Consider the following 12,628-nt stretch of genomic DNA (forward strand, 5'->3'; position numbering starts at 1 on the left):
TCCCCCCTTTTTTTATTTAACAGTAGTCTCACCAGTTACTTTAACTTGTTCTTCGCTAGGGAGTTTGTTATATGCATCCATCAATTCTTGATTTTTAAAGATAAGATTTCCATCAATCATTGCCTCTCCATCAACACCTTTTCCGGTTTGACCGTGGAAGCCTTCAGCATTCACTTCAACATCTCCTTTAACTGTACCATTTGAAATATAGAATTGTGGAGAATTAACTTCAAGTTTTTGTACAGTGAGGGTATAGCGATCGGTAACCTTGCGGTCTGCATCTTGTGTATAAAGTGCTAATTTACGTGCTTCTTCCCCTTCTTTATTTTTAAAGTCCCCTTCAACATTCAAGGTTTTATCCGATGCGTCTAAGTCCTTACTAATTGCAGCAATCCAAGCACCATCCTTAGAAAGTCCCTTAGAAAGGGTATCAAAGTTATCTGTACCTGCAGTTGCCCCAGCAAACACTTCAGCAGACTGTTCTGTTTTTGTTTCTTCTGATTTTTTTTCACCAGATCCACAAGCTGTCAAAACACCTAATGATAGAGTTGATACTGCTAACAATGAGAGAAGTTTCTTATTCATAATATACCTCGCTTTTCTTTTTCTACATTGTAACATAGACAGGTATACCTTTCAAGAAAACGCTTCCTTTTTTCGATGAAAATATCACTGTATCCAATTAAGAATTTTTCTAGGATTTTTTTCAAAAGAAGAAAAATAAAAACTTCCCCTCTGGAACATCAGCCATAATCGTCCTTGCTTACTCTATCACTCTATTTACTAAAAAGAAATAGTTGACTAACATATTTTAGAATACTAAAAAAGCCCCCGATACAAAGTGAAGACTACTTTATATATTAAAAAGAGATGGGAGCTTGCTGACCTTGATCCCCTGTGATGAGGCCTAAATTCATTATAACACTTGCTATCTTTATTTATTAGCAAAGCATGTATTTGTTTAAAATGTTAAAAATAACTGTTGTAAAAACACTCTAACTTTATCAACATAATGATTCTATCTTTGATTCTTTAGGATGTATGCCTATCAAACCGATTTTTAAACCATGCTCAATCTACGATAGGACTGAGGAATAAACTTTCTTATCTCTTCTGGATTAAAACCTGTCATTAATTTATGATCATCAATGATGATAGGGGTTTTCAGAACTTCGGTATGCCCTAAAATAAAATTAATACTGTCATTGAATTTCATATTTTTAATTTCTTTCATCAACTTTTCAGATTCAAAGCCAATTTTTCCATTTGATTTTAAAATATCTGCAAATCCCTTGTTAGACAAAGCTAGCGCTAAGAGCAAATCGTCTCTTGATATATAGCGAATTCTTTTTGGCGAGCAATTGATTTGCTTGCTCTCGAACCATTCAAGTGCTTTTTTACTTGAAGAATTGCTATTCTCATAATAAAATCTTATCATTTTTAATATGTCATTTCTTAATACTAAATATTATATTATTTCCTGCAACACTATCTTTAATAATAAAAAGCTTCAACCCTGATCTGGAGATAGAAAAGTTAAGGCATCACTATAACAACCCTCAAACAAAATTATTATTTTCTGATACTGTTTTTTAGGACAGATATTAGTATAGCATGATAATGAATAATCAATATCAAAAAAATAAGCAGTTTTAAAATTCTAAACAAATTTTTAAATGATTTATATAGCACATTCCTAAATTTCTCCATAAAAATAAGGGCTCCAGAGCCCTTAAAATACGTTTAGATGTCTTCATTACCAATATATGTTCTATTTTAAAACAAATGGTCTAGACATGTATTCAAAATAAAATATATTCAGACAATAAAACTGTTTAAACTGAACGGGGTAAGACGAGTGCCAAAATTAAACCTAGAAACCAGAAACCAAATAGAGTGGCCAAAAAAACACCGAATATTTGCCCACCAGATAATCCACGTGAACTGGCAATTTTGACAGGCAAAAAGAAGATGAGAATTGCAATGAGCAAAATAATTAAAGACAACCAAAAATTTTCTGGTGCACTGTTCCAAATTTCTTGTAGACGTGAGCTAATATTTTCCAAACTAATTTTTTCTCCAAAGTTTCTTAATTCTTTTATAGGTCACATTTATTCCGAATCCAAAGAAATAAAGTATATGACCCCTTGTAGGAGTATCATAACATCCATTTTCATTATTTTCAAGCTTCTTTTACCACTGTTTAGAAAGTTAAAGATTAATGTAAAACTGTATAAACTGCTGTTAAGGCTTGCACAGCAAGTATTACTACTATTGGCGACATAATAACTAGGACGACAAGTCCTGGGCCTGATAACCATTCTTTATCTTTATTTTTTCGCATACGCATCTCCTTTGTTATTCCTGCAGATAGTTTAATTCTTAATATCCTTAAATAGCTTCGTCTGCTTGCTTCTCATAAATATTAAGGCTTAATACCAATAGAGGCAATGCATATTATAGCATAAAATTCATTTTTTTTACTATTTTTAAAAAAGAAAAACCGCTCAACAGAGCGGTTAGACAAGTCAAAATTATTTACGACGTTCTGGGATACGAGCCGCTTTACCTTGCAATGCACGCAAGTAGTAAAGTTTAGCACGACGCACACGACCGTGACGGATAACTTCGATTTTTTCAACACGTGGAGTGTGAAGTGGGAAGATACGTTCTACACCAACACCGTTTGAGATTTTACGAACAGTGTAAGTTTCTGAGATACCAGAACCTTTACGTGCAATAACGACACCTTCGAACATTTGGATACGTTCGCGAGTTCCTTCGACAACTTTAGCGTGAACACGTACAGTGTCTCCAGCGCGGAATTCAGGGATATCTGAACGAAGTTGACCTGCATTGATAGAATCGATCAATGAAATAGACATTTTTTTCTCCTTTTGCTCATCAATAAAGCCATTGGCCCAGCGGATAAACAGTTTTATTTATGCCAAATTGGCACTTATAACATTCTACCAAATTTATGCTGTCTTTTCAAGAGCTTTCTTTGGAGTTTTAGCAAAAGTCATTGTAAAAATAGTTTGCTGTTCATCACTTGTAACAGACACTTGCCCCTGGTGTTGTTCAACTATCGTTTGGACAATCGCTAAACCAATTCCATGAACACCTCCAGCTCCTTTATAGAAACGCTCGAAGATATGTGGCAAAGTCTCTGGATCAATTCCACTCCCATCATTAGCAACCGAAATCACCACTGCACCATCTTTTTTTGTACAGGTAAGTACGATTTCTGTTTCCACGTACCGCATTGCATTGGAAACTAGATTACTTATTGCTCGTCGTAAAGCTTTATAATCACAAGTAAGCATCACCGCTTTTTTATCAAAAACTGTTGTAATTTTAATACCTTTTTGTTCAGCAAATATCTCTTGCTCCTTGGCAATATCTTTCATAATTAAACGAACATCTTGATAAACAAGTTCTTGATGCACACTTAGACTATCTAACCTTGAGAGAGTCAGTAAATCTTCCACTAGCTCACTCATCCGGTCTGTTTCATAAAGGATTGTCTCACTTGCCTTTTTAGGATCCATCACCTCGTAAGAAATCCCTTCTGCATAGCTTTTTATTGCCATTAAAGGTGTCCGAAGTTCATGCGATGCATTTTGAAAGAAAAGTTTTTGGTTTTTATCGTTATTATCCAGCTGTCTTGCAGCGACATTCATATTATGTGCTAGGGTAGCCAACTCACGGTCCTGAAATGTTCCTTGATATTCAGTAAAATCCCCTTGACCAATACGTGTCGCAAATTTCGCTAAAATGGATAATGGCTTAATCAAACGCTGAGTTACAAAAGTTACAGCTAAACTAAGAATAACAATGACAGCTAAAGCAACAGAAACTAGGAACAAATTAACTGAATTTGTAAAATTAATAATCCCAGTAATATCCACATATAGAACCTGATATAATCCAGAACTTTGGCGTATGGTTTCAATATAAAAAGTACTTCCTGAAGTATCCAGACGATAATTTTTTACCTTACTTAGTGAAACTTTTTGATTTTTTAAGGCTTGAGCGATATTATTCGCTGTATCTCTTTCAAAATTACCAACTTTTTCCAAATCCTGTACTTCATAATTATCATTGATATTAAAAGCAACAGGGTGTGTATTAAAGCTGCCACGGGGTGCATCTTCTAAGTCCGCAGAGGAACTTCCTGAGGGTGGAGTAACTTGTGCTTGATAAATCCTAACTTGGGATAACTGCCTAGAGGCTGAATTGCTAATATAGCTATTTATCAAGATATTAAAAATGAGGATAATCCACAGAAAAGCAAAAAAGACAAAACCAATATTTGTCAGAAGCAAGCGCGTCTTGATGCTGAGAGGTTTTCTCCTAATCATCATTGCTCCTTACTCTGCTTCTTCATTTTTTTGTTTTTCAAACTCGATTCGACGGAAAATAGCTTTAACACGCATCACCAATTCCATTGGGCTGAACGGTTTAGTAAAGTAGTCATCACTGCCCAAATCCAATCCTGTCGCATAGTCTAAATCACTGTCTCGAGCTGTCAACATAATAATGGGTACGATACTTTGTGCACGTAGGGCTTTCAAGATTGTAAATCCGTTAGAGCCAGGCATCATCACATCTAAAATTACAAAATCACTTGGCTCTTCATTAAAACGCTCTAAGAGCTCATCACCAGTAGGAAAATCCTCTACTTTAAAATCTTCTTTTTCCAAAAAAGCTTTGATGGCTAAACGAATATTATCATCATCATCCGCAATATATATTGTTTTACTCATTATATTTCCTCCTCATTAATCATATCTACAAGTTCATGAATCAAATACATCCGATTATCTAATGCGTGAATCTGCTCAGCACATACTTGCAATTCATTACTTAAGTGATCTGGCATTTCACCGCCGTATTTGTAGCGGACCTTATGTTCCAATGTCGCCCAAAAGTCCATTGCAGAAGTGCGCAATTGTATCTCGACACGACGAGCTTCATTATTAAAAAGCGGGCCGAGATTAACTTCTAGTATCATATGATAAGAACGATAACCACTCGGCTTCGGATGATTAAGATAATCTTTTTCACTGATCACATTGAAAGCTTCTTGATTTTTAATGATTTCTACGATTTCATAAATATTTTTAGCATAAGCACATATAATTCTTACACCGGCTATATCTGAAAGATTTTTTTCAGCTGCTTCTGCCGTTACAGGTAAGGCTTTTTTCTTCAACTTGCCTGCAATACTTTCTGGCGATTTAATTCTTTGCTTAATATGTTCTATCGGGTTAACAGGTTCATAAGCATTGTAATAAGCATTAAGATTAGAAAGCTCTGTCATGATGACTGCCAAAGCACATTCATATTTCACCAAATTTCGCTTGAGTTTCTCAAACTCTTCAACTTCAAAGCGGGTCGTTTTTATTTCTTTATTCATATTCATTTCCATTCTTGAAAGAGTTTTCACATATGTCTATTATACCAAAGGCTGCAAATTTTATCAGCTTTAGAAACTACTTCATTTTATCCGCCCACTCGTAGTTACAAATAAATCGAAAGGAGGCCAACTCCTTTTTTAAAATAATTAAAATTATACAATTACAATCTTAAAGTGTACTCAACTTAAATTGCGAACAAAAAAAGAGGAAATTCTCCCTCTTTTTATATATTAAAATAAATGACTAAAGCTAAGATAGACAAAAGTGCTGTGACACACCAAAAGACAATATCAATCTTCCACTCACTCCAACCTTTTCCTTTACCAGAGAATCCACCAAGCTCAAAATGATGGTGAATCGGCGTCATACGAAAAATACGTTTACCATGTGTTACTTTAAAGTACGAAACCTGCATCATAACAGAAACGGTTTCTAAGATATAAATAAAGCCAATCAAAAGGAGCGTCCATTCGACATGTAAAAGAATTGAAACGATGGCGATAAAACCTCCTAAGCCAAGGCTTCCCACATCCCCCATAAAGATTTTTGCTGGTTTGTGGTTGAAGAAAAAGAAAGCAATCAAACCACCAATGACAGATAGAATGATCAGTAGGACATCATATCGTCCTTGAGCAGCTGCAATTACAGCATATGCGCTGAGAGAGATAGCCACTGTGATACTGGCTAAGCCATCAATACCATCTGTAAGATTCACGGCATTTGACCAACCTACAAGCCAGAAGATAATGAAAACTGCAAAGAACCAGCCTAAATCAATTTTCCAACCCAAGATATTAAGTACATTTGTACTATCCACCTGCATCAGGATAAGATAAGAAACAATACCTGTGGCTATTTGGGCTAAGAGTTTATGACTGGCTTTAAGCCCGCCATGATTTTTTTGGCTAAAGATTTTCATGAAGTCATCTAAGAAACCAATCAGAGAGTACATCGCTAATACCCACCATGCTGTGATGAACATAGGAGTAAATTGTGCAAAAATCAGAGCAAATACCGCTGAAACTAGGAGGGCAGCAACTACAAATACGAGACCTCCCATGGTTGGTGTGCCTGACTTACTTGCATGTTGTTTTACTTCTTCAAGAGTGGGTTGTCCCCCAAGTTTTTTCTTATGAAAAAACATAATAAAGCGTGGTATTCCAATTGCGGTCAAAACCAACGCGACTAGAGCTGCTAAAAATGCAGTGATTAACATAGTGCCTCCGACTGTTACTTAGAAACTTTGTTTCCTTTATTTATAGAGCTTACTCAGCTCAAAATTGAAAGAGGCGAAAATTTTCGCCTAATTCATTGTGACTGTGATTGTTTGATTGTCTTTAAGCTTGGTTCCCATTCCCACACTTTGTGTGTTCACATGGTCGCCAGAACCTTGATATTCAATTTTCAGATTGTACCATTTTGCGAGTTGTTCAACTTGTTCTTTAGACCATTTAAACATATCTGGCATGATATGATCGCCATCAGTAAGAAGCATGACAGGGGTGTTTGCCCCCACTTCTTGCCCCTTTGCCACAGATTGTTTGGTTACCTTTGTACCTTGACCAATCACAATCGGTGCTAAAAGATTACGACGTAAACTATCTGAAACATTACCTGGAGCCTTACCTTCGTAATCTTCGAGAGTAACTTTTCCAGCTTTCAATCCTGACGTATCTTGCGGTGATGCTTCTTGGTTCTTGATTTGCTCTGCGCGTGTAATTAAAGGGTTAGCAACGTCTGAGATATAAGTCAGTGACCAAGTGCTTGCTGGAATTTTGATGTTCATATAGAAAATAAAATCTGGATTTTCTGGTGGGTACATGGCTACTGCAGAATAAATATTATCCTGCATCCCCTTCATGTAGCCCCCTGTATCTGCCGCAATCTGTGCTGTACCTGTTTTGACTGCCATTGTCTTTCCGTTAACCATGAAGAGCGGACCAGGTTCATGCCCTTGCGATTCCACTGTCAGATAAGATGTTCCCCATGTTGGATCAGTATTAACACCTACCATCAGTTCCTTCGTTTTATTTATTGCATCTTCGGAAACTGGACGGCCAACAACTTCCGCCTGACTTTCAAGATAAGTATTTTTATCTTTATCTACAATCTTACTCACAACGTGAGGTTCAAGCATTTCACCCTTATTCGCAAAGCTTGTCCAACCACGTAGCAGTTGAATTTGTGTCGTACTGATACCTTGTCCAAATGAAGACTGGATTTGAGATACTGGGTTATCGTCAGGAAGAGCACCAAACTGTTCTCCCCCCATCCCAATACGGGTTGGAACACCGAACTTAAATCGGCGTAAGTAGCTGTCCCAGAGATCACTCCCCATATTTTGAACAATCCGTGTCATTCCAGCATTACTGGACATCATGAATCCTTGAGCAAAAGTAACTGTTGATGGAAGTTTAAAAGTCCCATCTTCGCTTTCATTAGCATCCCAGTCATTAATGACGACATCATAGAGATTGACACGGCGGTAGTAAGAGGCATTCAAGTCTACTTTATTGCTATCCAAAGCTGAAGCCATCAGGAAAGTTTTCATAACAGATCCAGGCTCAAATTGTGACTGGTAAAGCATGCTGTTCTCTGTGAAATGTGGCTGTTCGCGTGCTGCTTTATCATTAAAGTTATCAGCAGTAATTGTTGGACGCTGTGTGGTAGCCAAGATGTCACCTGTGTGTGCATCCATCAGTGTGGCAGAAAGTTGCTGACCACCAGACTTTTCTACAGCTGTATTCATGAGTGATTCAAGATTCCCTTGTAAACGGGCATCTAAAGTTGTATAAAGATCTTGACCATTTTTTACTTGTTTACTTACAGTTGTTGTACCAGGTAACGGACGACCATAACGGTCTTTCTCATAAGTTTCCTCACCATTTGTACCGCTAAGTATATCATTAAATGATGCTTCTAGCCCATTGATTCCAACTAAACCTGAGGCAGAATCACCTGGTGTTTTCAAAGAGGCTATACCTACAAATTGTGAAGCATAATTTGGTTCTGGATAAGAACGTGTCAAGTTAGGTGTGAAGCCAATTCCTACTAAGCCAGCATTCTCTGCATCTTTTTTTATCTTTTCCATCTTAGCGAGAGGAATCTTTGTTCCTGCCGAGCCAAATTGGACTTGAGCTTTTCCAGAATTGAGTTGTTGCTCAATCAAATCCTTGTCAATTTTTAACTCTTTATTAAGAAATTCTGTAACTTTTGGAAAGTCAGCCTCATCAACATAAAGCTTATTGTTGTTATTATCAACTTGTGTCTTGTCGAGTACAGCATAAATCGTGTAATCACTTGCATCAACTGCAAGTGGCACACCATTCCGGTCGAAAATCGTGCCTCGTTTAGCATACACAGTTGTTGTGTTTAAATAGTTTGTCTTAGCCATTTCGGAGATGTTCACACCACCGATTTGATTCACTGTAATAATCCAGACAAAGCGAAATATAAAAATCGCAAACAGAGCAATAGCTACTACAAATAGACTTTTACCTACACGTTTACGATTTTGTTCAGGTCTTTGATGACTTTTTTTCGCTTTTTTCGAAATACGTCTGAAAGGGAGAGTAATTATTCGAAAAATATTTTTCATTTTGTCGCTTTCAATACATTATCAGAATTATAAGAGATACCATACTTATCCGTAACTTTTTGTAATTTGTCTTGGGATGTTAACTCCTGAATTTTCTGGTCATACTCAGAATTTTTTTGCTCTTTAACAGTAATTTCACTGTTATGGTGCAATGTACTACTTTCAATTTCCTGTGTTTTTGTTTGAATGAAGAGTTGGGTAACCGCAAGCATCAACGCTACAACGACCATCGAAAGATAGAATACTTTTTCAACTCCAGAAAACTTTTTGAACTTTTTAGCCAAAACTTCTGGTGCTAATGAGTCTTTTGAAATTGCATAGCTATCTTTTTTGGCTGCTGTTTCAATATCAAAATATTCTTTAGGTTGCGCTGCCATATTTTTCTCCCTTCTCTCCTTTTTCATCAGTTTTAATCTTTTTGTTTTTCGGCCACACGAAGTTTGGCACTGTGCGCTCTGTTGTTAAAAGCAAGTTCTTCTTCACTCGCAAGAACAGGCTTACGATTGACTAACTTCAGCTTTGCTTCCATATCTTTTGGAATCATAGGAAGTCCTTTCGGCACATCAACTGTGCTGTATTCTTTAAAAATCGTTTTGGTTAAACGATCTTCTAAAGAGTGGAAAGTAATCACACTGATACGTCCAGAAATATTTAGCAAATCAATTGCTTCTTCTATTGATTCTTCAGCTGCTCCAAGTTCGTCATTTACTTCGATTCGGATAGCTTGAAAAATACGCTTCGCGGGATGGCCTTTTTTCTTAAGCTCTTTTTGCGGAAGTGCTGACTTAATGATGTCTGCCAGCTCTGTTGTCTTTTCAATTGGTCCAAGCTTACGTGCTTGCTCAATTTTTCTAGCAATTTGCTTTGAAAATTTTTCTTCGCCATAGCGGTAAAAGATACGGACCAAATCCTCATAAGGATAGTCATTTACAACTTCATATGCAGAAAGTGCTTGAGATTGATCCATTCTCATGTCTAAACGTGCTTCTTTCTTATAGGAGAAACCACGTTGGCTGTCATCAAACTGTGGGCTCGACACACCTAAGTCATAAAGAATACCATCAATTTTTGTAACCCCTAAGTCTGCAAGACTTGAACGTAAGTAGCGGAAGTTACTCTTTATCAATGTCACCTTGTCTTCTGCCAAAGCTGCTTTAAGGCGAACCTTTGCATTCTCGTGGGCAGTATCATCTTGATCAAACGAGTAGAGATGACCTGTTGTCAACTTACTCAATAGATATTCACTGTGTCCTGCACCACCAAGGGTTGCATCCACATAGATGCCATCAGGTTTCACCTCAAGCATATCAACAGTTTCGTGTAGCATTACAGTATCATGCTTGAATTCCATGTTTACAAGTTTACAGGCGAAAAACGCCATCCTTCCCTAATAGCTAATATTCATTATAACATTTTTCTCAAAAATGTATAGTGGTTTACAATATATTGTAAACTTTTTTTCTCTTGTTCTCAATGTTTAGTTTTTCGACGCATATACATGGCATTAGCCATTTTATAGAGAAGTTTACTTACAGCGAGATCAAATTCACCTACATATTCTTCAATCCGTGGATTAAAGTGCTTTTTAAACTTCAATAATCCATCGTTCTCTGAAAGGGAATTTTCAAGCCCACCCATATTCAAGGTCTTTGCTCCATTTTCAAAAGCATGTTGAATCGTTTCAAGCCATACTAAATAAGAGGGATAGTATTTTTGGAATGCTGTATCTGTCCCAGCATAAAGGGTTTCAGCAGCGCCAAAAGCATTGATAGATAAAGTTCCTGCTACCGGAATAATCTCTCCTTTTTCTGCGATAAACTGCGTAATATCCGCAACGTTTTTCTCAGCAATAGCAAGTTCTTCAGTTAAAGTTTTTAAGCGTTTTTCATTTTTGGCTTTTGCTTGATTATCTTTAATCTTTTCAACATTAGCTTCCATATCTTTTTTTACTTTAGCCATATTAAATTTTACTAAGGTAATAAAAGCATCTGAGCCATAAGTGTCCAAAAGTTTTGTATAATAATCAGCATTACGAAGACTTACATTTTTACGTGCTTCTGTCTTCTTCATCAATTCAGCAAAAACAGGAACTAACTCCTTTCCACCAAAAGTTACTTCTGGGTAAGAATTACGTGCTTTACGAATAAATTGACGTGTTTTTTTATCTAGATTTTCTTCTGCAAAATCTTCTTTATAAATGACAGCATTGTAACGAGGCTGAATCGTATCATGCATTTCTGTAGTACGTCCAGTATACTCAACACCAGCACTTGTTAAATTTGTCAGAAGATCATATGCATCGTCAAATTTATAAGCAGGATCAAACTTGATAAAAAGTGCTTTTTGACTTTTACCAAATTTTTTCAATTCTAACAGAACAAACTTTAATAAAGCTTTATCTGTATAATCCATCAAAATTCCACGTGGAATATAAAGCATTGTGAATCCCAAGGGAAGTGGACGAATTAAGACCAAGCAACTTGCAACGAGCTTATCGTCTTGATAAAATCCGATGATTTCTGATTTCCAACTGCTTTTGATTGTCCCCCATTTTGAGGTTTGTAAAAGGTTTGGCATGCCAGAGGCAGCAACAAACTTGTCATGTAGATGAGGATCGAGTCCAATTTTTACTGTGTACATATCTCTATTCTATCAAAAATTATTAAAAAAAACAGGCTCAGTTTGAACCTGTTTGACCAACTGGGGTAGCTGGATTCGAACCAACGCATGAGGGAGTCAAAGTCCCTTGCCTTACCGCTTGGCTATACCCCACTGTCTATCTTTCGACAACAGTAAATATTTTATCAAAATCATGAAAAGATTTCAAGGATTAACTCTATCCTCCAAGATAAAATATAAAATTAAGCACCTAAGTTATAGGCTTTGATTGCTTCTTCCATAGCATCCGCAAAATTACGAGTAACAGCAAGTTCTTTACCAGAAGCAACCACAACAAAACTACCATTTTCTTCATTAATATCAGCGATGATTTTTTTGCCTGATTTGACTTGAACACCTGTTTTTGTGTCAATAACTTCAATTTCTGTATCTTTTTTCTTAGACATCATCAGTCTCCTTTATCCTTCATATCTAGAGATTTTCATCTCAACTTTTCAATGATACCATTTTGCCGAGTTTTTGTCACGCTGTTTTTCCTTGTATGTATATTCCTTTTCAAATGCAATGCATCTTATTGTCAAACTTCTCAAATAATTTGAAACAAAAAAAAGAAATACCCATACAGGCATTCTTTTTTTATTTCTTATGAAAGTTCCGCAACGATTGCCTTCAGTTGTGCTTTTGTTTGAACACCGACAACTTGTTTCACCATTTGACCATCTTTAAAGAAAATTAAAGTTGGAATACTCATAACACCAAACGCTTGTGGTGTTGCAGGATTTTCGTCAACGTCTAACTTACAAATTTTGAGTTCAGACTCATCAAGCTCTTCTCCCAATTGTTCAAGAATTGGCGCTTGCATACGACAAGGGCCACACCAAGTTGCCCAAAAATCTACAAGTACAAGTCCCTCTTTAATTTCTTCTTTAAATGTAGCATCAGTAATGTTATATTCCATTTTTCGTTCCTCGTTCTTTATTATGAGTAC

General features: G+C 36.4%; 15 protein-coding genes and 1 tRNA gene. All 16 read right to left on the reverse strand.

Annotated features, from left to right (window positions below; translation table 11 throughout):
* Positions 1 to 12 precede the first annotated feature (12 nt).
* The 16 genes from KJS37_RS00165 to trxA all read right to left on the reverse strand — a co-directional run bounded on the left by KJS37_RS00165 (position 13) and on the right by trxA (position 12,598).
* Positions 13 to 585 carry a hypothetical protein gene (locus KJS37_RS00165; protein ID WP_165711312.1) on the reverse strand — a complete coding sequence of 191 codons (573 nt, stop codon included), beginning with the start codon at positions 583 to 585 and terminating at the stop codon, positions 13 to 15.
* A 475-nt stretch (positions 586 to 1,060) separates the two neighbouring features.
* The gene (locus KJS37_RS00170) at positions 1,061 to 1,438 is read right to left on the reverse strand and encodes an ArsC/Spx/MgsR family protein (protein ID WP_213495357.1); all 378 of its coding nucleotides are present in this window, start codon (positions 1,436 to 1,438) and stop codon (positions 1,061 to 1,063) included.
* A 397-nt stretch (positions 1,439 to 1,835) separates the two neighbouring features.
* Entirely contained in the window at positions 1,836 to 2,072 is a 237-nt protein-coding gene (locus KJS37_RS00175) for a hypothetical protein (RefSeq protein ID WP_026063781.1), read from the reverse strand.
* A 146-nt stretch (positions 2,073 to 2,218) separates the two neighbouring features.
* Positions 2,219 to 2,350 (reverse strand): hypothetical protein, encoded by a 132-nt coding sequence (locus KJS37_RS10440; RefSeq protein ID WP_275692269.1) that lies wholly within the window; start codon positions 2,348 to 2,350, stop codon positions 2,219 to 2,221.
* A gap of 184 nt (positions 2,351 to 2,534) precedes the next feature.
* A complete protein-coding gene (gene rplS / locus KJS37_RS00180; protein ID WP_004258564.1) occupies positions 2,535 to 2,885 on the reverse strand; it encodes a 50S ribosomal protein L19 in 351 nt (116 codons plus the stop codon).
* Between the two features lie 93 nt (positions 2,886 to 2,978).
* Complete coding sequence (locus tag KJS37_RS00185; RefSeq protein ID WP_017369025.1) at positions 2,979 to 4,364, reverse strand: sensor histidine kinase; 1,386 nt, start codon at positions 4,362 to 4,364, stop codon at positions 2,979 to 2,981.
* Positions 4,365 to 4,373: 9 nt separating this feature from the next.
* Positions 4,374 to 4,769 (reverse strand): response regulator transcription factor, encoded by a 396-nt coding sequence (locus KJS37_RS00190; protein ID WP_017369024.1) that lies wholly within the window; start codon positions 4,767 to 4,769, stop codon positions 4,374 to 4,376.
* On the reverse strand, positions 4,769 to 5,422 hold the full coding sequence (locus KJS37_RS00195) for a GTP pyrophosphokinase (RefSeq protein ID WP_017369023.1): 654 nt from the start codon (positions 5,420 to 5,422) through the stop codon (positions 4,769 to 4,771). The genes KJS37_RS00190 and KJS37_RS00195 overlap by 1 nt, the downstream gene beginning before the upstream one ends.
* 224 nt (positions 5,423 to 5,646) lie before the next feature.
* Positions 5,647 to 6,639 carry a phospho-N-acetylmuramoyl-pentapeptide-transferase gene (mraY, locus tag KJS37_RS00200; protein WP_017369022.1) on the reverse strand — a complete coding sequence of 331 codons (993 nt, stop codon included), beginning with the start codon at positions 6,637 to 6,639 and terminating at the stop codon, positions 5,647 to 5,649.
* 87 nt (positions 6,640 to 6,726) lie between these two features.
* Positions 6,727 to 9,021 carry a penicillin-binding transpeptidase domain-containing protein gene (locus tag KJS37_RS00205; protein ID WP_213495359.1) on the reverse strand — a complete coding sequence of 765 codons (2,295 nt, stop codon included), beginning with the start codon at positions 9,019 to 9,021 and terminating at the stop codon, positions 6,727 to 6,729.
* Positions 9,018 to 9,398 (reverse strand): cell division protein FtsL, encoded by a 381-nt coding sequence (locus KJS37_RS00210; RefSeq protein ID WP_017369020.1) that lies wholly within the window; start codon positions 9,396 to 9,398, stop codon positions 9,018 to 9,020. Before KJS37_RS00210 ends, KJS37_RS00205 begins: the two co-directional genes overlap by 4 nt.
* Before the next feature lie 32 nt (positions 9,399 to 9,430).
* Positions 9,431 to 10,372, reverse strand: a complete 942-nt coding sequence (gene rsmH / locus KJS37_RS00215) for a 16S rRNA (cytosine(1402)-N(4))-methyltransferase RsmH (RefSeq protein ID WP_213495362.1) — start codon at positions 10,370 to 10,372, stop codon at positions 9,431 to 9,433.
* Between the two features lie 119 nt (positions 10,373 to 10,491).
* Positions 10,492 to 11,661, reverse strand: a complete 1,170-nt coding sequence (locus KJS37_RS00220) for a peptidoglycan bridge formation glycyltransferase FemA/FemB family protein (protein ID WP_213495364.1) — start codon at positions 11,659 to 11,661, stop codon at positions 10,492 to 10,494.
* Between the two features lie 60 nt (positions 11,662 to 11,721).
* A tRNA-Gln gene (locus KJS37_RS00225) sits at positions 11,722 to 11,793 on the reverse strand.
* Between the two features lie 89 nt (positions 11,794 to 11,882).
* Entirely contained in the window at positions 11,883 to 12,086 is a 204-nt protein-coding gene (locus KJS37_RS00230) for a DUF2969 domain-containing protein (protein WP_004258597.1), read from the reverse strand.
* A 197-nt stretch (positions 12,087 to 12,283) separates the two neighbouring features.
* Positions 12,284 to 12,598, reverse strand: coding sequence for a thioredoxin (gene trxA / locus KJS37_RS00235; protein ID WP_017369017.1), 315 nt, complete (start codon positions 12,596 to 12,598; stop codon positions 12,284 to 12,286).
* Positions 12,599 to 12,628 lie beyond the last annotated feature (30 nt).

This window comes from Lactococcus formosensis (assembly GCF_018403745.1).
GTDB classification, from domain to species: Bacteria; Bacillota; Bacilli; order Lactobacillales; family Streptococcaceae; genus Lactococcus; species Lactococcus formosensis.

Excerpts from the sequence above, each read along its gene's own strand:
- KJS37_RS00165 (WP_165711312.1), bottom strand. The coding sequence starts at position 585 with ATGAATAAGAAACTTCTCTCATTGTTAGCAGTATCAACTCTATCATTA.
- KJS37_RS00170 (WP_213495357.1), bottom strand. The coding sequence starts at position 1,438 with ATGATAAGATTTTATTATGAGAATAGCAATTCTTCAAGTAAAAAAGCA.
- KJS37_RS10440 (WP_275692269.1), bottom strand. The coding sequence starts at position 2,350 with ATGCGTATGCGAAAAAATAAAGATAAAGAATGGTTATCAGGCCCAGGA.
- rplS (WP_004258564.1), bottom strand. The coding sequence starts at position 2,885 with ATGTCTATTTCATTGATCGATTCTATCAATGCAGGTCAACTTCGTTCA.
- KJS37_RS00185 (WP_017369025.1), bottom strand. The coding sequence starts at position 4,364 with ATGATTAGGAGAAAACCTCTCAGCATCAAGACGCGCTTGCTTCTGACA.
- KJS37_RS00190 (WP_017369024.1), bottom strand. The coding sequence starts at position 4,769 with ATGAGTAAAACAATATATATTGCGGATGATGATGATAATATTCGTTTA.
- KJS37_RS00195 (WP_017369023.1), bottom strand. The coding sequence starts at position 5,422 with ATGAATAAAGAAATAAAAACGACCCGCTTTGAAGTTGAAGAGTTTGAG.
- mraY (WP_017369022.1), bottom strand. The coding sequence starts at position 6,639 with ATGTTAATCACTGCATTTTTAGCAGCTCTAGTCGCGTTGGTTTTGACC.
- KJS37_RS00205 (WP_213495359.1), bottom strand. The coding sequence starts at position 9,021 with ATGAAAAATATTTTTCGAATAATTACTCTCCCTTTCAGACGTATTTCG.
- KJS37_RS00210 (WP_017369020.1), bottom strand. The coding sequence starts at position 9,398 with ATGGCAGCGCAACCTAAAGAATATTTTGATATTGAAACAGCAGCCAAA.
- rsmH (WP_213495362.1), bottom strand. The coding sequence starts at position 10,372 with ATGGAATTCAAGCATGATACTGTAATGCTACACGAAACTGTTGATATG.
- KJS37_RS00220 (WP_213495364.1), bottom strand. The coding sequence starts at position 11,661 with ATGTACACAGTAAAAATTGGACTCGATCCTCATCTACATGACAAGTTT.
- KJS37_RS00230 (WP_004258597.1), bottom strand. The coding sequence starts at position 12,086 with ATGTCTAAGAAAAAAGATACAGAAATTGAAGTTATTGACACAAAAACA.
- trxA (WP_017369017.1), bottom strand. The coding sequence starts at position 12,598 with ATGGAATATAACATTACTGATGCTACATTTAAAGAAGAAATTAAAGAG.